Source organism: Streptomyces sp. B15 (assembly GCF_018070605.1).
Taxonomy (GTDB): domain Bacteria; phylum Actinomycetota; class Actinomycetes; order Streptomycetales; family Streptomycetaceae; genus Streptomyces; species Streptomyces smyrnaeus.
The window spans coordinates 25858-46807 of the sequence record NZ_JAGPXJ010000062.1 but is presented as its reverse complement, the minus strand read 5'-3'; the positions used below and the strand labels follow the sequence as shown (position 1 = coordinate 46807).

The following is a 20950-nucleotide window of genomic DNA, read 5'->3' as shown; positions in this document are numbered from 1 at the left end:
CCCATAGGCTGGCGGCATGCCATACAGCGGAACGGTTCAGGTCGGCGGCCCCGCGGACGTGCATGAGCTGCGGGACCTGATGATCTCCAAGGTCGCCGTCGGACCCATGAACAACAACGCGTATCTGCTGCGCTGCCGGGCCACCGGCGAGCAGCTGCTGATCGACGCCGCGAACGACGCGGGCACCTTGCTGGAGCTCATCGGTGACGACGGCATCGCCTCCGTCGTCACCACCCACCGGCACGGCGACCACTGGCAGGCGCTCCAGGAGGTGGTGCGGGCCACCAGCGCACGTACGTACGCCGGGCGCCACGACGCCGAGGGCGTCCCCGTCCCCACCGACGTGCCGCTGGACGACGGTGACACGCTGCGGGTCGGCGAGGTCGAACTGACGACCCGGCACCTGGTGGGGCACACCCCCGGCTCGATCGCCCTCGTCTACGACGACCCGAGCGGCCACCCGCACCTGTTCACCGGTGACTGCCTCTTCCCGGGCGGGGTGGGCAACACCTTCGGCAGCGCGGAGAACTTCGCCCGCCTCATCGACGACGTGGAACAGAAACTCTTCGGCCAACTCCCCGACGAGACCTGGGTCTATCCGGGCCACGGCGCCGACACCACGCTGGGTGCCGAGCGCCCGCACCTGGGGGAGTGGCGCGAGCGCGGCTGGTAGCCGGCCGGGGCGGCGCCGGAAGGGCGCGGGTACACAGGCCGCGCGCCCTCCCGGCGCCGCCTCGCGCTGATCGCTGTCGGTGCGCGCCAGTAGGGTGGGCCACATGGCAGACCCCTCCACCTACCGTCCCAAACCGGGAGAGATCCCCGACTCGCCCGGGGTCTACCGCTTCCGCGACGAGCACCGCAGGGTGATCTACGTCGGCAAGGCGAAGAGCCTCCGCCAGCGGCTCAACAACTACTTCCAGGACCTCGCCGGACTGCACCCGCGCACCCGCACGATGGTGACCACGGCCGCCTCCGTCGAGTGGACCGTCGTCAACACCGAGGTCGAGGCGCTCCAGCTGGAGTACAGCTGGATCCAGGAGTTCGACCCGCGGTTCAACGTCAAGTACCGCGACGACAAGAGCTACCCGTCCCTCGCGGTGACGATGAACGAGGAGTTCCCCCGTGTGCAGGTGATGCGCGGCCCCAAGAAGAAGGGCGTGCGCTACTTCGGGCCGTACGGGCAGGCGTGGGCCATCCGCGAGACGGTCGACCTGCTGCTGCGGGTCTTCCCCGTGCGTACCTGCTCCGCCGGGGTCTTCAAACGCTCGGCGCAGATCGGCCGCCCCTGCCTGCTCGGCTACATCGGCAAGTGTTCGGCCCCCTGCGTCGGCCGGATCAGCCCCGAGGACCACCGGGAACTGGCCGAGGAGTTCTGCGACTTCATGGCCGGGCACACCGGTTCGTATCTGCGCCGTCTGGAGCGCGAGATGCAGGAGGCGGCCGAGGAGCTGGAGTACGAGCGGGCCGCCCGGCTGCGGGACGACATCGACGCGCTCAAGCGGGCGATGGAGAAGAATGCGGTGGTGCTGACCGACGCCACCGACGCCGACTTGATCGCGGTGGCCGAGGACGAGCTGGAGGCGGCCGTCCAGATCTTCCACGTACGCGGCGGGCGGGTGCGCGGTCAGCGCGGCTGGGTCACCGACAAGGTCGAGGCCGTCGGCACGGCCGAGCTGGTCGAGCACGCCCTCCAGCAGCTCTACGGTGCCGAGCAGGGCGACGCGTCCACCGGCGGCGGCAGTGGGGGCGTGCCCAAGGAGGTGCTGGTCCCCGCGCTGCCGGAGCCGACGGAGCCGATAACGCAGTGGCTGACCGAGCGGCGGGGTGCCCAGGTGAGCCTGCGCATCCCGCAGCGGGGCGACAAGCGCGCCCTGATGGAGACGGTCAACCGCAACGCCGAGCACGCCCTGGTGCTGCACAAGACCAAGCGCGCCTCCGATCTGACGACCCGCTCCCGCGCCCTGGAGGAGGTCGCCGAGGCCCTCGATCTCGACTCGGCTCCGCTGCGTATCGAGTGCTTCGACATCTCGCATCTGCAGGGTGACGACGTGGTGGCCTCCATGGTCGTCTTCGAGGACGGTCTGGCCCGCAAGAGCGAGTACCGCCGCTTCCAGATCAAGTCCTTCGAGGGACAGGACGACGTCCGGTCCATGCACGAGGTGATCAGCCGCCGCTTCCGGCGCTACCTGGTGGAGAAGCAGAAGACCGGGGAGTGGCCGGAGGAGGAGCTGGGCGGCGAGCTGGAGTCCGGCCCGGCCGACGGGCCCCCCGGGCCGCGGCCGGCACCTCAGCCGGGCCCCGAGCAGCCGGTGACGGAGCCGTCGGCCCCGCAGCAGCCCGCCCGGGGCGCGGGCCGGGACGAGGAGGGCCGCCCCAAGAAGTTCGCCTACCCGCCGCAGCTGGTGGTCGTCGACGGCGGTCAGCCGCAGGTGGCCGCCGCGCAGGCCGCACTGGACGAGCTGGGCATCGACGATGTGGCCGTCTGCGGCCTGGCCAAGCGGCTGGAAGAGGTCTGGCTGCCCGGCGAGAGCGACCCGGTGGTGCTGCCGCGCAGCAGCGAGGGGCTCTATCTGCTCCAGCGCGTCCGGGACGAGGCGCACCGCTTCGCGATCCGCTACCAGCGGGGCAAGCGCGGCAAGCGGTTGCGCGGCAGTCCGCTGGACACCGTGCCCGGACTGGGTGAGACCCGCAAGAAGGCCCTGCTCAAGCACTTCGGCTCGGTCAAGAAGCTGCGTGCGGCCTCCGTGGAGGAGATCTCCCAGGTGCCGGGTGTGGGCCGGAAGACCGCCGAGACGGTCGCCGCGGCGCTGTCCCAGGCGGCGCCCTCGCGTCCGGCGGTGAATACCGCGACCGGTGAGATCGTTGAAGAAGAGTGAACGAGAGCGAAGCGGTGACACGAAGACCGGTGACACGAAGACCGGCACGTCCGGCACCAAGACCGACAGTCGGGGGATGACAGCATGAGCGCGGAACGCGAGCAGCGCGGAGACGGAGCAGTGGTGAGTACCCTCAACCCGGCGCAGCCGGAGGAGGCGGCGGGCACGACGATCCCGGAGCTGGTGATCATTTCCGGGATGTCGGGCGCCGGTCGCAGCACCGCCGCCAAGTGTCTGGAGGACCTGGGCTGGTTCGTCGTCGACAACCTGCCGCCGGAGCTGATCCCGACGATGGTCGAGCTCGGCGCCAGGTCGCAGGGGAACGTGGCCAGGATCGCCGTCGTGGTCGATGTACGCGGCCGTAACTTCTTCGACAACCTCAAGGGCTCCCTCGCCGATCTCGCGGCCTTCAACGTCGCCCGGCGGATCGTCTTCCTGGAGGCGTCCGACGAGGCTCTGGTGCGCCGCTTCGAGTCCGTGCGCCGACCCCACCCGCTGCAGGGTGACGGGCGCATCGTGGACGGCATCGCCGCCGAGCGGGATCTGCTGCGTGAGCTGCGCGGCGACGCCGACCTGGTGATCGACACCTCCAGCCTCAACGTGCACGAGCTCCGCGCCAAGCTGGACGCCCAGTTCGCCGGCGAGGAAGAGCCCGAACTGCGCGCCACCGTCATGTCGTTCGGCTACAAGTACGGTCTGCCGGTGGACGCCGACCTGGTGGTCGACTGCCGCTTCCTGCCCAACCCGCACTGGGTCCCCGAGCTGCGCCCCTACACGGGCACCAGCGAGGAGGTCTCCAACTACGTCTTCAACCAGCCCGGCGCCAAGGAGTTCCTGGACCGCTACACCGAGTTGCTCCAGCTGATCGCCGCCGGCTACCGCAGGGAGGGCAAGCGGTACGTCACCGTCGCCGTCGGCTGCACCGGCGGGAAGCACCGCAGCGTCGCCATGTCGGAGAAGCTCGCCCGCAGGCTCTCCGACGGGGGCGTGGAGACGGTGGTCGTCCACCGTGACATGGGGCGTGAGTGACGCCCATGGCCCGTAGGAGCCTGCGGCATCTGGGGCGGCGCGCGACGCTGCGCGGCCTGACCTCCAAGCAGCCCAAAGTGGTGGCGCTCGGCGGTGGCATGGGGCTGTCGGCGTCGCTGACGGCGCTGCGCCGCATCACCGGAGACCTGACAGCGGTGGTCACCGTCGCCGACGACGGCGGCTCCAGCGGGCGGCTCCGCGACGAGCTGGGCGTGCTGCCCCCCGGGGACCTGCGCAAGGCGCTGGCGGCGCTGTGCGGGGACGACGAGTGGGGCCGCACCTGGGCGCAGGTCATTCAGCACCGCTTCGAGAGCAGGGGCGAGCTGCACGAACACGCGGTCGGCAATCTGCTGATCGTCGCCCTGTGGGAACAGCTGGGCGATCATGTGCAGGCGCTCGACCTGGTCGGCAAGTTGCTGGGCGCGCACGGCCGGGTGCTGCCGATGTCGGCCGTGCCGCTGGAGCTGCGCGCCAGCGTGCGCGGTCACGACCCCGCGCGCCCCGACGAGCTGTCCACCGTCCGGGGCCAGGCCACCGTCGCGCTCACCCGGGGTGAGGTGCAGGAGGTGCACCTGGTCCCCAACGATCCACCGGCCGTGCCCGAGGCGGTGCGCGCCGTGCTGGACGCCGACTGGGTGGTGCTGGGCCCGGGCTCCTGGTTCTCCTCCGTCATCCCGCATCTGCTGGTACCGCAGTTGCTGGAGGCGCTGATCGAGACGAAGGCCCGAAAGGTCCTCTCTCTCAACCTTGCTCCGCAGCCGGGAGAAACGGACGGTTTTTCCCCGCAGCGTCATTTGGAGGTTTTGGCCCGACACGCCCCTAAACTCACCTTCGACGTGGTGCTGGCCGACCAGGACGCCGTGCCCGACCAGGACTCCCTGAGCGAGGCCGCCGACCAGCTCGGCGGGAAGGTCGAGCTGGCGCCCGTAGCGGCAGCCGGGGGCACCCCCCGGGAGGAGTCCGGGGAAGGAGTTGCCCGGCACGACCCGGAGCTGCTGGCCACCGCGTACGACCGTATTTTTCGGATGCATGGAAGGATCGGCCCATGGCGATGACGCCTGCGGTGAAGGACGAGATCTCCCGGCTCCCCGTCACCCGGACCTGCTGCCGGAAGTCAGAGGTCTCGTCGATCCTGCGCTTCGCCGGTGGGCTGCACCTGGTGAGCGGGCGGATCGTGATCGAGGCGGAGCTGGACACGGGTATCGCGGCCCGGCGGCTGCGCAAGGACATCCTGGAGATCTTCGGACACTCCTCCGACCTGGTGGTGATGGCCCCCAGCGGGCTGCGCCGCAACAGCCGGTACGTCGTACGGGTGGTTGCGGGCGGTGACCAGCTCGCCCGGCAGACCGGCCTCGTCGACGGCCGCGGCCGCCCCATCAGGGGGCTGCCCCCGCAGGTGGTCTCGGGGGCCACCTGTGACGCGGAGGCCGCCTGGCGCGGCGCGTTCCTGGCGCACGGTTCGCTGACCGAGCCGGGGCGCAGCTCCTCCCTGGAGGTCACCTGCCCGGGGCCGGAGGCGGCGCTGGCCCTCGTCGGCGCGGCGCGCAGGCTCCAGATCGCCGCCAAGGCCCGCGAGGTGCGCGGGGTGGACCGCGTCGTCGTCCGGGACGGTGACGCCATCGGCGCGCTGTTGACCCGGCTCGGCGCCCATGAGTCCGTACTGGCGTGGGAGGAGCGGCGGATGCGCCGCGAGGTGCGGGCCACCGCCAACCGGCTCGCCAACTTCGACGACGCCAATCTGCGCCGCTCGGCCCGCGCCGCCGTCGCCGCCGGCGCCCGGGTGCAGCGTGCGCTGGAGATCCTCGGTGACGAGGTGCCCGAGCACCTGGCCGCCGCCGGCCGGCTGCGGATGGAGCACAAGCAGGCTTCGCTGGAGGAGCTCGGCGCGCTCGCCGACCCGCCGCTGACCAAGGACGCGGTGGCCGGCCGGATCCGGCGGCTGCTGGCCATGGCCGACAAGCGCGCACAGGACCTCGGTATCCCTGGAACCGAGTCGAATCTGACCGAGGAAATGGTCGGCTGATCCGACAAGGAAGGCCCTGCGGGACGGCCAGTTGAGCCGCCCCGTGCTCGCCTGAGCCGTCCGGATTTGCCCGCCCGGCCGATGTGAGCCCCGCCGCATCGGAGAGGTAGGGTCGGAGTCGGTCGGGGACATCCCAAACAGCCCTCGCCGGTGTCCTTACCGGCGTACCTAGCGAGGAGATCGGTTCGTGACGATCCGCGTAGGCATCAACGGCTTTGGCCGTATCGGTCGTAACTACTTCCGCGCGCTGCTGAACCAGGGTGCGGACATCGAGATCGTCGGTGTCAACGACCTGACCGACAACGCCACCCTGGTGCACCTGCTCAAGTACGACAGCGTCCTCGGGCGCCTCCCGTACGAGGTCAGCCACACCGAGGACACCATCACGGTCGGCAAGCAGACCTTCAAGACGATGGCGGAGAAGGACCCGGCCAAGCTCCCCTGGGGCGAGCTGGGCGCCGACATCGTGGTCGAGTCCACCGGCATCTTCACCAAGCGCGAGGACGCTGCCAAGCACCTCGCGGCGGGCGCCAAGAAGGTCCTGATCTCGGCTCCGGCCAAGCAGGAGGACATCACCGTGGTGATGGGCGTCAACCAGGACAAGTACGACGCCGCCGACCACCACGTGATCTCCAACGCCTCGTGCACCACCAACTGTGTGGCGCCGATGGCGAAGGTCATGGACGAGAACTTCGGCATCGAGCGCGGTCTGATGACCACGGTGCACGCCTACACCAACGACCAGCGCATCCTGGACTTCCCGCACAAGGACCTGCGGCGTGCCCGGGCCGCCGCCGAGAACATCATCCCGACCACCACCGGTGCCGCCAAGGCCACCGCGCTGGTCCTGCCGCAGCTCAAGGGCCGTCTGGACGGCATCGCCATGCGCGTCCCGGTCCCCACCGGCTCCGTCACCGACCTGGTGCTCGAGCTCAAGCGCGAGACCACCAAGGACGAGGTCAACGCCGCCTTCAAGAAGGCCGCCGAGGGGCAGCTGCAGGGCATCATCGAGTACACCGAGGACCAGATCGTCTCCTCGGACATCGTCAACCAGCCGCCGTCCTGCACCTTCGACGCCTCCCTCACCATGGTCGACGGCAACCAGGCCAAGATCATCGGTTGGTACGACAACGAGTGGGGCTACTCCAACCGGCTGGTCGACCTCACCAGCTACGTCGGCTCGCAGCTCTGAACCCGCGCGGACCGAGGTGAACGGCAGGGCTCGTGCGCCGCGCACGAGCCCTGTCGCATGCCGCGTCCGCCGTGTGTGCCGCGTAACCACCGGGGTGCCGCCCCGGGCCCATCACAGGAGCCATCCATGAAGACGATCGACGAACTCGTCGGCGAGGGCGTGTCCGGCAAGCGGGTCTTCGTCCGTGCCGATCTCAACGTCCCGCTCGACGGCGACACCATCACCGACGACGGCCGGATCCGGGCCGCCGTCCCCACGATCAAGAAGCTGGCCGAAAGCGGCGCGCGCGTGGTCGTGGCCTCCCACCTGGGCCGTCCCAAGGGCGCCCCGGACCCGCAGTTCTCGCTGGCGCCCGTCGCCCGGCGGCTCGGCGAACTCCTCGGCAGCCAGGTCGCGTTCGCGACCGACACCGTGGGGGACAGCGCGAAGGCCACCGTCGGTGGGATCACCGACGGCGGGGTCACGCTGCTGGAGAACCTCCGCTTCAACGCCGGTGAGACGAGCAAGGACGACACCGAGCGGGGTGCCTTCGCCGACGAGCTGGCCGCACTCGCCGACGCGTACGTGAGCGACGGCTTCGGCGCCGTGCACCGCAAGCACGCGTCCGTCTACGACCTGCCCGCGCGCCTTCCGCACGCCGCCGGCTCCCTCATCGCCACCGAGGTCGGCGTCCTCAAGAAGCTCACCGAGGACGTCCAGCGGCCCTACGCGGTGGTCCTGGGCGGCGCCAAGGTCTCCGACAAGCTCGGCGTCATCGACCATCTGCTCGACAAGGCCGACCGGCTGCTGATCGGCGGCGGCATGGCCTACACCTTCCTGAAGGCCAAGGGGTACGAGGTCGGCAAGTCGCTGCTCCAGGAGGACCAGATCCCGGCCGTCAAGGGCTATCTGGAGCGCGCCGAGGAGCTGGGCGTGGAGTTCGTGCTGCCGGTGGACGTGCTGGCGGCGCCCGAGTTCCCCGATCTGAAGACCAAGGCGCCGGCCGACCCCACGGTCGTGGCGGCGGACGCCATCCCCGCGGAGCTGGAAGGCCTGGACATCGGCCCGGAGAGCCGTAAGCTCTACGCCGCGAAGCTCGCCGACGCGGCCACCGTCTTCTGGAACGGCCCGATGGGCGTCTTCGAGCACCCGGACTTCGCCGAGGGCACCAAGGCCGTCGCGCAGGGTCTGCTCGACTCTCCCGCCTTCACGGTCGTCGGCGGCGGCGACAGCGCCGCCGCCGTCCGTCAGCTGGGCTTCGACGAAAACGCCTTCGGGCACATCTCGACCGGCGGTGGCGCCAGCCTCGAATACCTCGAGGGCAAGACGCTTCCCGGCCTGGCCGCGCTGGAGGACTGACCAGCGTCGCACGCGCGGCTGCCGGGCCGCGGGTAACTACGAGACTCGCACTGCGCCGTGTGGGCGGAGAAGCGAGCATGGAAGGGCCGTGAGCGTCGCACGCGCGGCTGCCGGGCCGCGGGTAACTACGAGACTCGCACTGCGCCGTGTGGGCGGAGAAGCGAACATGGAAGGGCCGTGAGCGTCGCACGCGCGGCTGCCGGGCCGCGGGTAACTACGAGACTCGCACTGCGCCGTGTGGGCGGAGAAGCGAACATGGAAGGAGAGGCGTGAGTACACCGCCTACCCGTACCCCGCTGATGGCGGGCAACTGGAAGATGAACCTCAACCACCTCGAGGCCATCGCCCATGTCCAGAAGCTCGCCTTCGCGCTGACGGACAAGGACTACGAAGCCGTGGAGGTCGCGGTGCTGCCGCCCTTCACCGATCTGCGCTCGGTGCAGACGCTGGTCGACGGCGACAAGCTGCGGATCAAGTACGGCGCGCAGGATCTGTCGGCGCACGAATCGGGTGCCTACACCGGGGAGATCTCGGCCTCGATGCTGGCGAAGTTCAACTGCAGCTTCGTCACCGTCGGCCACTCCGAGCGCCGCCAGCACCACGGCGAGGACGAGCCGCTCGTCAACGCCAAGGTCAAGGCCGCCCTCAAGCACGGCCTGACCCCGATCCTGTGCGTCGGCGAGGAGCTGGCCGTCCGCGAGGCGGGCAACCATGTCAGCCACACCCTCGCCCAGGTCGAGGGCGGTCTCAAGGACGTCTCCGCCGAGGACGCTGCCGGGCTGGTCATCGCCTACGAGCCGGTCTGGGCCATCGGCACCGGGAAGGTCTGCGGCGAAGAGGATGCCCAGGAGGTCTGCGGTGCGATCCGCGGGCGGCTGGCCGAGCTGTACGACGACGGGGCGACCGCGCAGCAGGTCCGCATCCAGTACGGCGGCTCCGTCAAGGCCGGCAACGTCGCCAAGATCATGGCGCAGCCCGACATCGACGGCGCGCTCGTCGGCGGCGCCTCGCTGGACGCGGAGGAATTCGTCAAGATCATCCGCTTCCGGGACCAGTGAGCGTCCGCTTCCACCACCGGTGGGACAGCAGCGTGTGACGGCGGGCCGTCGCCCGTCGTAGTCTTGCGGGGGCCGGACCCGCGGTCCGGCCCCCGTAAGCGTTCGTAACGTTAAGTGTCCAGCCACGATCCGAGAGAGTTGGTCCAGCCGTGGTCATGGGGTTCTCAATCGCCCTCATCGTCTTCAGTGCGCTGCTGTTGCTGCTGGTGCTGATGCACAAGGGCAAGGGCGGCGGCCTCTCCGACATGTTCGGTGGCGGTATGCAGTCCTCCGTCGGCGGCTCGTCGGTGGCCGAGCGCAACCTCGACCGGATCACGGTCGTCGTGGGCCTGGCGTGGTTCGCCATCATCGTCGTGCTCGGTCTGCTGATGAAGTTCGACAGCTGATCGTCGGATCGTACGGTTCTGATCCGGTATGCGGGCTTCGGCGATTCACAGTTGGCGCCTGCACAACGGCTGACAGGGCGTTGCACCCCCTGCCTATCATGAGGGTCCGCGTCCGGTACCGACGCAGTAACTCCGGTCACCGGGCGCGCGTTGGGCCCTACGTACACTAGGGCGCCCGCAGCGGAGCGCGCAGTGCCGACGCTCCGTGGCACCGTGAGGCAGGGAGTTACGACCGTGGCAAGTGGCAACGCGATCCGGGGCAGCCGGGTCGGAGCGGGGCCGATGGGGGAGGCCGAGCGAGGCGAGTCCGCACCCCGCCTCCGCATCTCCTTCTGGTGCTCCAACGGGCACGAGACCCAGCCGAGCTTCGCCAGCGACGCGCAGATCCCGGAGACCTGGGACTGTCCGCGCTGTGGCTTCCCAGCAGGAACGGACCGGGACAATCCCCCGGACCCCCCGCGTACCGAGCCGTACAAGACCCACCTCGCCTATGTGCGGGAGCGGCGCAGCGACGCGGACGGCGAGGCGATTCTCGCCGAGGCGCTCGCCAAGCTCAGGGGCGAGATCTGAGGCGATCCGGGCCGACGCGCCGACGCCGTCAGGGCACCTGCACCACTCATGACACCGAACGACGGACGGCTCGGCCGCGCACCGAGGGGCGGTGCGCGGCCGGGCCGTTCATCGTCTAGGTTGGAGGACGGCGGGGTTCGTTACGAGAGGAATGGGCTGGTTTCGCTGATGAACGCTGAAGGCCGCACCCGACTCGACCAGCTGCCCGAGTGGCACGCGCTGTCCAAGCACCGCGACGAGTTCGGCCTCACGCACCTGCGGCGACTGTTCGAGGACGACCCGCAGCGCGCCGAGCGCTACACCGTTCGGGTCGGCGACCTCCACATCGATTACTCCAAGAACCTGGTCACCGACGAGACGCTGCGCCTGCTGCGGCAACTCGCTGAGGCGGCGGGCGTGGCCCGGCTGCGGGACGCGATGTTCGAGGGCGAGAAGATCAACGTCACCGAGGACCGCGCCGTTCTGCACACGGCGCTGCGCACTCCTGAGTCGGCGACCGTCCGGGTGGACGGCGAGAACGTGATGCGCAAGGTGCACCAAGTCCTCATCAGGATGGGCACCTTCGCCGGCAGGATCCGCGAGGGCCACTGGCGGGGCCACACCGGAGAGCGCATCAAGAACATCGTCAACATCGGTATCGGCGGCTCCGATCTCGGCCCGAAGATGGCCTACGAGGCGCTGCGCCCGTACACCCGGCGGGACATGACCTTCCGTTTCGTCTCCAACGTGGACGGCGCGGATCTGCACGAGGCCGTCCGGGACCTGGACCCGGCCGAGACGCTGTTCATCGTCGCCTCCAAGACCTTCACCACCGTCGAGACCCTCACCAACGCCAAGGCCGCGCGCGCCTGGCTGCTGGCCGGGCTGGGTGGGGACTCGTCGGCCGTCGCCAAGCACTTCGTGGCCGTCTCCACCAATGCGGAGAAGGTCGCGGAGTTCGGCATCAACACCGACAACATGTTCGAGTTCTGGGACTGGGTCGGCGGTCGCTACTCCTACGACTCGGCCATCGGTCTCTCCTTGATGGTGGCCATCGGCCCCGAGTGCTTCGGTGACATGCTCGCCGGCTTCCATCTGATGGACGAGCACTTCCGCTCCGCGCCCTTCGAGGCCAACGCGCCGCTGCTGCTGGGCCTGTTGGGCATCTGGTACGGCAACTTCCACGACGCGCAGTCGCACGCGGTACTGCCCTACAGCCACTACCTGTCCCAGTTCACCGCCTATCTGCAGCAGTTGGACATGGAGTCCAACGGCAAGTCGACCACCCGCGAGGGCGGTCCCGTCGCATGGCAGACCGGACCCGTCGTCTGGGGCACTCCCGGCACCAACGGACAGCACGCCTACTACCAGCTGCTGCACCAGGGCACCAAGATGATCCCCGCCGACCTGATCGGCTTCGCCGACCCCGTCGCCGAGCTCGGCGAGCTGCGCGACCAGCACGACCTGCTGATGGCGAACCTCTTCGCCCAGGGGCAGGCCCTCGCCTTCGGCAAGACGGCGGAGGAGGTGCGTGCCGAGGGCGTCCCGGAGGCCCAGGTCCCGCACCGCACCTTCCCCGGCAACCGCCCCACGACCACCATCCTGGCCTCCGCGCTCACCCCCTCCGTGCTCGGCCAGCTCGTGGCCCTCTACGAGCACAAGGTGTTCGTCCAGGGCGCCATCTGGAACATCGACTCCTTCGACCAGTGGGGCGTCGAGCTCGGCAAGGTCCTCGCCAAGCGCCTCGAACCGGCGCTCACCGAGGGAGCGCGCGTGTCGGGCCTGGACGCCTCCACCGAAGCCCTGGTCGACCGCTACCGCTCCCTGCGGGGCCGCACCGCCTAGACAGTGAGGCAGCCCCTCCCCCTGCCGAACGGGGGAGGGGCTGCTTCTCGACGGCCCCCGGGCGGGGCACCCGGGTCGAGACGGCCGGTCAGGCGTCGGTCGGCAACCGGGAGGCCGCCGCCTCGTCCAGGAGCCACAGGGTGCGGGAGCGCCCGTGCACGGCGGCGGCCGGGGCCTGCAGTTCGCCGGGGGCCGAGAGGGCGAGGGCGACCGCGTCGGCCTTGTCCTCACCGGCTGCGAGCAGCCACACCTCCTCGGCGGCGCGGATCGCGGGCAGTGTCAGCGACAGCCGGGTGGGCGGCGGCTTCGGCGCTCCGTGGACGCCGACGACGGTGCGCTCGGTCTCCCGCAGCGCCGGGTGCTCCGGGAAGAGGGAGGCGACGTGGGTGTCGGGGCCGACACCCAGCAGCAGCACGTCGAAGGCGGGGACCCGCACCGTCGGGTCGCCCTCCGCCGCGGCGGCCAGCTCCGTCGCGTACGCCTCGGCGGCGGCCTCGGCGTCGCCCGCGTACCGGCCGTCGGAGGGCGGCATCACATGCACCCGCGCGGGGTCCAGCTCGACCGCGTCCAGCAGGGCCTCACGGGCCTGGGTGTGGTTGCGTTCCGGGTCGCCCTCGGGGAGGAACCGCTCGTCGCCCCACCACACGTCCAGCCGTGTCCAGTCGATCCGCTCCCGTGCCCGCGGCGAGTCGGCGAGCGCGGCCAGCAGCGCGTTGCCGTTGCGGCCTCCGGTCAGCACGACCGACGCCGTGCCGCGCGCGGCCTGTGCGTCGGTCAGCCGGGTGACCAGCCGCTCCGCGGTGGCCAGGGCGAGCGCGTCCTTGTCGGGGTGTGGGACCACCTCGGGGGCCGCGCTCACTTCGTGGCCTTCTTCGTGTTCGACCGGTTCGAGCGCCCCTTGGGCTTCGCCGGGGCGGGCTCGGCCGCCGGCTCCGCGGTGGAGGGCTCCTCCGCCTGTCCGGAGGCCTCGGCCGGGGCGGGTGCCGGTGCGGCCGGGGTGGGGTGTGCCGGGTCGGGCCCCGAGATCTTGTTGATGCCGAAGCTGACGGCCTCGGCGTACGCCTCGTCCGGGTCGAGCCGTCGCAGTTCCTCGGCGAGCAGTTCGGCCGTGCTGCGCCGCTGGAGGGCGACGTGCCGGTCGGGCTGGCCGGGGACGGCGAGTTCGGCCAGCGAGCCGTTGGCGCGGTCGAGGCAGATCTGGCCTTCGACGGTCTCCATCCGTACCCCGGTGATGCCGGGGCCTTCGGAGATCCGGCGCTCGACGGGGACCCGCAGCCGCTCGGCGAGCCAGAGGGCGAGCAGTTCGCTGGAGGGGTTGTACTCCTCGCCTTCGACGACGGCCGAGTTGATGGTGGTCTGCTTCTGGTCCACCGAGGCGGCGAGCATGCTGCGCCAAGGGGTGATGCGGGTCCAGGCCAGATCGGTGTCGCCGGGCGCGTAGGTGGTGGCACGCAGACTGAGGGCGCCGACGGGGTCCTCCGTCGCCGCGGCGTCGGTGATGCGCCGTTGGGCCAGTTTCCCCAGCGGGTCCTCGGCAGGGTTCTCGGGCGCGTCCTCGGGCCACCACACGACCACCGGGGCGTCCGGCAGCAGCAGGGGCAGGACGACGCTGTGGGCGTGGGAGGCGAGTTCGCCGTGCAGCCGCAGGATGATCGTTTCGCCGGAGCCCGCCTCGCCCACGTCGCTGCCGACCCGGACCTCGGCGTCGAGCCGGTGCTGCGCCCGGTCGCGGGGGGAGCGGCCGGGGCGGCGGACGACGACGAGGATCCGCGAGGGATGCTCCTTGGAGGCGCCGCTGGCGGCCTTGAGCGCGTCGTAGTGGTTGCCCTCGTCGGTGACGATGACGAGGGTCAGCACCATGCCCATGGCGGGCGAGCCGAGGGAGCGGCGCGCCTTGACCAGTTCGGCGTTGATGCGGCTGGACGTGGTGTCCGTCAGGTCGATGTTCATGGCCGCCGCCAAATCCGTCCGTCGCGTGCGAGCATCTCGTCGGCGGCCTGGGGTCCCCAGGTGCCGGCGGGGTACTGCTCGGGCTTGCCGTGCTTGTCCCAGTACTCCTCGATCGGGTCGAGGATCTCCCAGGAGCGTTCGACCTCCTGGTGCCGGGGGAAGAGGTTCGCATCCCCCAGCAGGACGTCGAGGATGAGGCGTTCGTACGCCTCGGGGCTGGACTCGGTGAAGGACTCGCCGTAGGCGAAATCCATGGTCACGTCCCGGATCTCCATCTGGGTGCCGGGCACCTTCGAGCCGAAGCGGATCGTCACGCCCTCGTCCGGCTGGACGCGGATGACGAGCGCGTTCTGGCCCAGTTCCTGGGTGTCGGTGGCGTCGAAGGGGGAGTGGGGCGCGCGCTGGAACATCACCGCGATCTCGGTCACCCGGCGGCCCAGCCGCTTGCCGGTGCGCAGATAGAAGGGGACCCCGGCCCAGCGCCGGTTGTCGATCCCCAGCTTGATCGCGGCGTAGGTGTCGGTCTTCGAGTTGGGGTCGATGCCCTCCTCGTCGAGATAGCCGGGCACCTTCTCGCCGCCCTGCCAGCCTTCCGCGTACTGCCCCCGCACGGTGTACTTGCCCAGGTCCTTCGGCAGCCGTACGGAGTTGAGGACCTTGAGCTTCTCGGTCAGCAGCGCCTTGGCGTCGAAGGAGGTGGGTTCCTCCATGGCGGTCAGGGCGAGCAGTTGGAGGAGGTGGTTCTGGATGACGTCGCGGGCCGAGCCGATGCCGTCGTAGTAGCCGGCCCGGCCGCCGATGCCGATGTCCTCGGCCATGGTGATCTGCACATGGTCGACGTAGCTGCGGTTCCACAGCGGTTCGAACATCGTGTTGGCGAACCGGAGGGCGAGGATGTTCTGGACCGTCTCCTTGCCGAGGTAGTGGTCGATCCGGAAGACCTCGCTGGCCCGGAACACCTCATGGATGACGGCGTTCAGCTCCTGTGCCGACTTCAGATCGTGGCCGAACGGCTTCTCGATGACCGCGCGGCGCCAGGAGCCGGGTTCGGCGTCGGACAGGCCGTGCTTCTTCAGCTGGGAGACGACGGTGGGGAAGAACTTGGGCGGTACGGAGAGGTAGAAGGCGAAGTTGCCGCCGGTGCCCCGCGACTTGTCCAGCTCGTCGATGGTGGTCCGGAGCGTCTCGAACGCCTGGTCGTCGTGGAACTCGCCGGGAACGAAGCGCATGCCCTGGGCGAGCTGCTGCCAGACCTCCTCGCGGAAGGTGGTGCGGGAGTGCTCCTTGACCGCGTCGTGCACGACCTGGGCGAAGTCCTCGTCCTCCCAGTCGCGCCGGGCGAAGCCGACGAGGGAGAAGCCCGGGGGGAGGAGCCCGCGGTTGGCGAGGTCGTACACCGCAGGCATCAGCTTTTTCCGTGACAAATCGCCCGTGACGCCAAAGATGACCAGGCCCGACGGCCCCGCGATACGCGGGAGCCGTCGGTCCTGAGCGTCACGCAGCGGGTTGGCTGTGCCGCTCGCGCTGCTCAATTCGGTTACGCCTCCTTCGGGGCCAGGCGCTGGAGCTCTGCCTCGGTGGACTTGAGCAGGTCGTTCCAGGAGTCCTCGAACTTCTGCACGCCCTCGTCCTCGAGCACCTTGACGACGTCGTCGTAGGAGATGCCGAGCTCGGCGATGCTGTCGAGGACGCCCTGGGCCTCCTCGTAGCTGCCGCGGACCGCGTCGCCCTTGATCTCACCGTGGTCGCCCACGGCCTGCAGGGTGGCCTCCGGCATGGTGTTGACCGTGTTGGGCGCGACCAGTTCGGTGACGTACAGCGTGTCGGGCAGCTCCGGGTCCTTCACACCGGTCGACGCCCACAGCGGACGCTGCTGGTTGGCACCGGCCTTCTCCAGCGCCTGCCAGCGGTCGGAGGCGATGACCTCCTCGTAGGCCTGGTAGGCCAGCCGGGCGTTGGCGAGAGCCGCCTTGCTCTTGAGCGCCTTGGCCTCGTCGGTGCCCAGCGCCGTGAGCCGCTTGTCGAACTCGGTGTCCACGCGGGAGACGAAGAACGAGGCCACGGAGTGGATCTGGGACAGATCCATGCCCAGGCTCTTGGCCTTCTCCAGGCCGGCCATGTAGGCGTCCATGACCGCGCGGTAGCGCTCCAGCGAGAAGATCAGCGTGACGTTGACGCTGATCCCCTTGCCGATCGTCTCGGTGATCGCGGGGAGCCCGGCCTCGGTCGCCGGGATCTTGATGAAGGTGTTCGGCCGGTCCACCAGCCAGGCCAGCTGCCGGGCCTCGGCGACGGTGGCCTGGGTGTTGTGCGCCAGTCGCGGGTCGACCTCGATGGAGACCCGGCCGTCCTTGCCGCCGGTCGCGTCGTGGACCGGACGGAGGATGTCGGCGGCGTCGCGGACATCGGCCGTGGTGATCATGCGGACGGCCTCTTCGACCGAGACCCGGCGGGCCGCCAGGTCGGAGACCTGCTGCTGGTAACCGTCGCCCGCCGAGATCGCCTTCTGGAAGATGGTCGGGTTGGTGGTCACACCGACCACGTGCTGCTCGTCCATCAGCTCGCCGAGGTTGCCCGACGTGATGCGCTTGCGCGACAGGTCGTCCAGCCAGATCGCGACGCCTTCGTCGGAGAGGCGCTTCAGTGCGTCTGTCATGGGATTCGCATCTCCTGTGCTTGTTGGCTTCTAGTTGTGTCGGGCCGCTGTCAGCGGGCGGCCGCCTGCAGCGACTCCTTCGCCGCCAGGTGCACCGCCTCGGCGGTGAGACCGAACTCGCGGAAGAGGACCTTGCCGTCCGCCGAGGCACCGAAGTGCTCCAGCGACACGATCCGGCCGGCCTCGCCCACGTACCGGTGCCAGGTCAGGCCCACGCCCGCCTCGACGGCGACGCGCGCCTTGATGTCCGGCGGCAGCACGCTGTCGCGGTAGGACTGCTCCTGCTCCTCGAACCACTCCAGGCACGGCATCGAGACGACCCGGGTGGGCACGCCCTGCTCCTGCAGCCGCTCGCGCGCCTCGACGGCGAGCTGCACCTCCGAGCCGGTGCCGATGAGGACCACCTGCGGGTGGCCGCCCTCGGCCTCGAACAGCACGTAACCGCCCTTGGCCGCGGCCGGGTTGGCCTCGTAGGTCGGCACACCCTGGCGGGTCAGCGCGATGCCGTGCGGCGCCGGCTTGCTGCTGTGCCGGCGCATGATCTCCGCCCACACCTGGGAGGTCTCGTTGGCGTCCGCGGGACGGACCATGTTGAGACCCGGGATCGCGCGCAGCGCGGAGAGGTGTTCGATCGGCTGGTGCGTCGGACCGTCCTCGCCGAGGCCGATGGAGTCGTGCGTCCACACATAGGTGACGGGCGCCTTCATCAGCGCGGCGAGCCGGACGGCCGGGCGCATGTAGTCCGAGAAGACCAGGAACGTGCCGCCGTAGATCCGCGTGTTGCCGTGCAGCGCGATGCCGTTCATCGTCGAACCCATCGCGTGCTCGCGGATGCCCCAGTGCACCGTACGCCCGTACCGGTCGGCGCCCGGCAGCGGGTTGCCCTCCGGCAGGAACGAGGTCTTCGCGAACGTGGTGTTGTTCGAGCCGGCGAGGTCGGCGGAGCCGCCCCACAGCTCGGGGATGACCGGACCCAGCGCCTTGAGCACGCTGCCGGACGCCTTGCGGGTGGCCACCGACTCGCCCGCGGGGAAGACGGGCAGCGCCTTCTCCCAGCCCTCGGGCAGCCGGCCCTCGCGGATCCGGTCGAATTCGGCGGCGCGCTGCGGGTTGGCGGAGCGCCAGGCGGCCATCCGCTTCTCCCACTCGGCCTGCATCGCGCGGCCCCGGTCGCTGGCCTTGCGGACGTGCGCGAGGACCTCGTCGGAGACGTGGAAGTGCTTGTCGGGGTCGAAGCCCAGTACCCGCTTGGTGGCCGCGACCTCCTCCTCGCCCAGCGCCGAGCCGTGGGCCGCCTCGGTGTTCTGCGCGTTCGGGGCCGGCCAGGCGATGATGGACTGCATCGCGATGAAGGAGGGGCGCTCCGTCTCGGCCTGCGCCGCCTTCAGCGCCTTGTACAGCGCCTTCGGGTCGAGGTCGCCGTCCTCCTGCTGGGCGACGCGCTGCACATGCCAGCCGTAGGCCTCATAGCGCTTGAGGGTGTCCTCGGAGAACGCGGTCGCCGTGTCGCCCTCGATCGAGATGTGGTTGTCGTCCCACAGCACGATCAGGTTGCCGAGCTTCTGGTGGCCGGCGAGCGAGGACGCCTCGGCGGAGATGCCCTCCTCCAGGTCGCCGTCGCTGGCGATGACCCAGACGGTGTGGTCGAACGGGGACTCGCCCTCGGCCGTCTCCGGGTCGAACAGCCCGCGCTCGTAGCGCGCCGCCATCGCCATGCCGACCGCGTTGGCGACGCCCTGGCCCAGCGGTCCGGTCGTCGTCTCGACGCCCGCGGTGTGCCCGTGCTCGGGGTGGCCGGGGGTGCGGCTGCCCCAGGTGCGGAACGCCTTCAGGTCGTCCAGCTCCAGGCCGTACCCGGCCAGGAAGAGCTGGATGTACTGGGTCAGGCTCGAGTGGCCTGCGGAGAGGACGAAGCGGTCGCGGCCGGTCCAGTCCGGGTCGGTCGGGTCGTGGCGCATCAGCTTCTGGTAGAGCAGGTACGCGACGGGCGCCAGGCTCATGGCCGTGCCGGGATGGCCGTTACCGACCTTCTGTACGGAATCCATGGCCAGAACTCGAACCGTGTCCACGGCCTGCTGGTCCAGGTCGGTCCACTCAAGGTCTGTGGTGGTCGGCTTGGTGCTCACCCTGCGTCAGGGCTCCTCTCCACATGTTCGATGGCCGGTGTGTGTGCGCTCACCGGGCGGTGTCGAGCGTACCTCTGCCGGGACGTGCGACTTTTCGACAGTTCACTCTGTGGTCCTCACCGGGTCGTCGTCCCTTGGCCGCTGCCGACGATCGCGGGAACACCTCGTGAACGGCCAAGAGATAGGTGCTATTCCCATCGATTTCCGACGCACGGCGTCGGGACATCACTCCCAGGCTGACGTCTGTTCCCCCGATCCGCCCGTCGAACACGACCCGGTTGCCCCGTATCGGCCCCGCGACACGCCCCGGACCGGCCCCCGGTGCCCCGCGCGGACCCGGAGCCAACACGGTGACCCCCCATGACTGGCGAGGTATGGCCAACGTCTAAAGTGGCGTGGTACGCGCGAGCTTGACCCGGGCCTGCACCTTTCCTTCGGTGCGTCCGGGCGGGCTCGCTGGTTCCTTATGAGTCGATCAGGGGTGTCCGTGACGGCCGTCGAATCCCGTCCTGCGGGGACGCTGGAGCCCAGCGGCCACCTGCCGCTCGGTGCCCGCGTGAAGGCGTTCATCGAGCTGACCAAGCCGCGGATCATCGAGCTGCTTCTCATGACCACCGTCCCGGTCATGTTCCTGGCGGCTCAGGGCGTCCCCGACCTCTGGCTCGTGGTGATCACCTGTCTCGGTGGATATCTGTCCGCGGGCGGCGCCAACGCGCTGAACATGTACATCGACCGCGACATCGACGCGCTGATGCACCGCACCGAGGGGCGCCCTCTGGTCACCGGAAGGGTCAGCCCGCGCGAGTGCCTGGTGTTCGGCATCAGCCTGGCGGTCGTCTCCACCCTGATGTTCGGACTGCTGGTCAACTGGCTGTCCGCGGCGCTGTCCTTGGGGGCGCTTCTCTTCTACGTCGTCGTCTACACGATGCTCCTCAAGCGGCGCACCTCGCAGAACATCGTGTGGGGCGGCATCGCCGGCTGTCTGCCCGTCTTCATCGGCTGGTCGGCGGTCACCAACGAGCTCAGCTGGGCCGCCGTCATCCTCTTCCTGGTGATGTTCTTCTGGACGCCGCCGCACTACTGGCCGCTGTCGATGAAGGTCACGGAGGACTACAAGCGGGTCGGCGTGCCCATGCTTCCGGCCGTCGCCGGCAACGTCGTCGTCGCCAACCAGATCGTCGTCTACAGCTGGGTGATGGTGCTTGTCTCCCTGCTGCTGTGGCCGCTGGGCTACGTCGGCTGGTTCTACCCGCTGGTCGCGGTGGTGTCGGGCGGATTGTGGCTCTGGGAGGCGCACGCGCTGCGGGCTCGCGCCCGCGCCGGGCTCACGGGCGCCAAGCTCAAGGAGATGCGGCTCTTCCACTGGTCGATCACCTACGTCTCCCTGGTCTTCGCAGCCGTCGCCATCGACCCCTTCCTCCGCTGAGCGCCGCGCCGCGCCACCCGGAGAGCGCGACACGCTGAGCGCCACTCCCTGCTGAGCGCCACGCCCCGCTGAGGTCCGCACTCCACCGGCCGCCCTCCGGACAAGCCGAGGCCGCGTGCAAAAAGGCCCCCTCCCGGCATCGGGAGGGGGCCGCTGTCCTTCCGGCGGGGGAGGAAGCTACCGGTTCGCGGGGCCGCCCAGCTGCACCCCGGCCATCCGGGCCCACTCATAGGGGCCGGTCCGCATGTGTTCGGCCATCTCCCCGTCGAAGCTCTCCTTGGGAGTGACGCCCGCAGCCTGCACGGCGTCCTGGGCGACGTCCTTGGACGGTGCCATCAGGTCGCCCCAGGTGCCGTCCGCGCCCACCAGGGAGATACGGAAACCGGCCTGACCCACGTAGGCGATCTGCGCCTCGGCGCTTCCCCCGTGCCGCTGTGCGAAGGCACCGATCTGTTTGGTGAGGCGGGCTGTCCGCTTGCTGCTCTCTGCTGCCATA

18 protein-coding genes are annotated in these 20950 nt (G+C 70.0%); 12 read left to right on the top strand and 6 right to left on the bottom strand.

Annotation, left to right across the window (positions count from 1 at the left end; genetic code table 11):
• Nucleotides 1-16: 16 nt before the first annotated feature.
• The 11 genes from KBY19_RS24800 to pgi all read left to right on the top strand — a co-directional run bounded on the left by KBY19_RS24800 (nucleotide 17) and on the right by pgi (nucleotide 12296).
• Nucleotides 17-673: an MBL fold metallo-hydrolase gene (locus KBY19_RS24800; protein WP_210966745.1), complete on the top strand. Its 657-nt coding sequence runs from the start codon at nucleotides 17-19 to the stop codon at nucleotides 671-673.
• Between the two features lie 103 nt (nucleotides 674-776).
• The gene (uvrC, locus tag KBY19_RS24795; RefSeq protein ID WP_099879484.1) at nucleotides 777-2876 is read left to right on the top strand and encodes an excinuclease ABC subunit UvrC; all 2100 of its coding nucleotides are present in this window, start codon (nucleotides 777-779) and stop codon (nucleotides 2874-2876) included.
• Between the two features lie 84 nt (nucleotides 2877-2960).
• A complete protein-coding gene (gene rapZ, locus KBY19_RS24790; protein ID WP_099879482.1) occupies nucleotides 2961-3905 on the top strand; it encodes an RNase adapter RapZ in 945 nt (314 codons plus the stop codon).
• A 5-nt stretch (nucleotides 3906-3910) separates the two neighbouring features.
• Nucleotides 3911-4960, top strand: coding sequence for a uridine diphosphate-N-acetylglucosamine-binding protein YvcK (gene yvcK, locus KBY19_RS24785; protein ID WP_247691377.1), 1050 nt, complete (start codon nucleotides 3911-3913; stop codon nucleotides 4958-4960).
• Complete coding sequence (gene whiA / locus KBY19_RS24780; RefSeq protein WP_016468208.1) at nucleotides 4951-5928, top strand: DNA-binding protein WhiA; 978 nt, start codon at nucleotides 4951-4953, stop codon at nucleotides 5926-5928. The genes yvcK and whiA overlap by 10 nt, the downstream gene beginning before the upstream one ends.
• Before the next feature lie 187 nt (nucleotides 5929-6115).
• Complete coding sequence (gene gap / locus KBY19_RS24775) at nucleotides 6116-7120, top strand: type I glyceraldehyde-3-phosphate dehydrogenase (protein ID WP_099879480.1); 1005 nt, start codon at nucleotides 6116-6118, stop codon at nucleotides 7118-7120.
• Between the two features lie 126 nt (nucleotides 7121-7246).
• Nucleotides 7247-8458, top strand: a complete 1212-nt coding sequence (gene pgk / locus KBY19_RS24770) for a phosphoglycerate kinase (RefSeq protein ID WP_185016514.1) — start codon at nucleotides 7247-7249, stop codon at nucleotides 8456-8458.
• A 299-nt stretch (nucleotides 8459-8757) separates the two neighbouring features.
• The gene (tpiA, locus tag KBY19_RS24765) at nucleotides 8758-9516 is read left to right on the top strand and encodes a triose-phosphate isomerase (RefSeq protein WP_210966748.1); all 759 of its coding nucleotides are present in this window, start codon (nucleotides 8758-8760) and stop codon (nucleotides 9514-9516) included.
• Nucleotides 9517-9665: 149 nt separating this feature from the next.
• Complete coding sequence (gene secG / locus KBY19_RS24760) at nucleotides 9666-9902, top strand: preprotein translocase subunit SecG (protein ID WP_180289595.1); 237 nt, start codon at nucleotides 9666-9668, stop codon at nucleotides 9900-9902.
• A 234-nt stretch (nucleotides 9903-10136) separates the two neighbouring features.
• Nucleotides 10137-10472, top strand: coding sequence for an RNA polymerase-binding protein RbpA (locus KBY19_RS24755; RefSeq protein ID WP_078873174.1), 336 nt, complete (start codon nucleotides 10137-10139; stop codon nucleotides 10470-10472).
• Between the two features lie 168 nt (nucleotides 10473-10640).
• Nucleotides 10641-12296, top strand: coding sequence for a glucose-6-phosphate isomerase (gene pgi / locus KBY19_RS24750; protein ID WP_099879474.1), 1656 nt, complete (start codon nucleotides 10641-10643; stop codon nucleotides 12294-12296).
• Between the two features lie 88 nt (nucleotides 12297-12384).
• Here pgi and pgl read toward each other — a convergent pair whose 3' ends face one another.
• From pgl to tkt, 5 genes are read right to left on the bottom strand one after another with little or no spacing between them, the layout of a single operon-like run.
• Nucleotides 12385-13155, bottom strand: coding sequence for a 6-phosphogluconolactonase (pgl, locus tag KBY19_RS24745; protein ID WP_210956124.1), 771 nt, complete (start codon nucleotides 13153-13155; stop codon nucleotides 12385-12387).
• Nucleotides 13152-14246 (bottom strand): glucose-6-phosphate dehydrogenase assembly protein OpcA, encoded by a 1095-nt coding sequence (gene opcA, locus KBY19_RS24740; protein WP_247691376.1) that lies wholly within the window; start codon nucleotides 14244-14246, stop codon nucleotides 13152-13154. The genes pgl and opcA overlap by 4 nt, the downstream gene beginning before the upstream one ends.
• The gene (gene zwf / locus KBY19_RS24735; RefSeq protein ID WP_099879470.1) at nucleotides 14243-15778 is read right to left on the bottom strand and encodes a glucose-6-phosphate dehydrogenase; all 1536 of its coding nucleotides are present in this window, start codon (nucleotides 15776-15778) and stop codon (nucleotides 14243-14245) included. Before zwf ends, opcA begins: the two co-directional genes overlap by 4 nt.
• A 5-nt stretch (nucleotides 15779-15783) precedes the next feature.
• On the bottom strand, nucleotides 15784-16902 hold the full coding sequence (gene tal / locus KBY19_RS24730) for a transaldolase (protein WP_185016512.1): 1119 nt from the start codon (nucleotides 16900-16902) through the stop codon (nucleotides 15784-15786).
• A gap of 50 nt (nucleotides 16903-16952) precedes the next feature.
• A complete protein-coding gene (gene tkt, locus KBY19_RS24725; RefSeq protein WP_185016511.1) occupies nucleotides 16953-19028 on the bottom strand; it encodes a transketolase in 2076 nt (691 codons plus the stop codon).
• Between the two features lie 487 nt (nucleotides 19029-19515).
• Between tkt and KBY19_RS24720 the strand changes: the two genes are divergently transcribed.
• Complete coding sequence (locus KBY19_RS24720) at nucleotides 19516-20454, top strand: heme o synthase (protein WP_099886383.1); 939 nt, start codon at nucleotides 19516-19518, stop codon at nucleotides 20452-20454.
• Nucleotides 20455-20631: 177 nt separating this feature from the next.
• Here KBY19_RS24720 and KBY19_RS24715 read toward each other — a convergent pair whose 3' ends face one another.
• The gene (locus KBY19_RS24715) at nucleotides 20632-20949 is read right to left on the bottom strand and encodes a hypothetical protein (RefSeq protein WP_210966744.1); all 318 of its coding nucleotides are present in this window, start codon (nucleotides 20947-20949) and stop codon (nucleotides 20632-20634) included.
• Between the last annotated feature and the right edge of the window lies 1 nt (nucleotide 20950).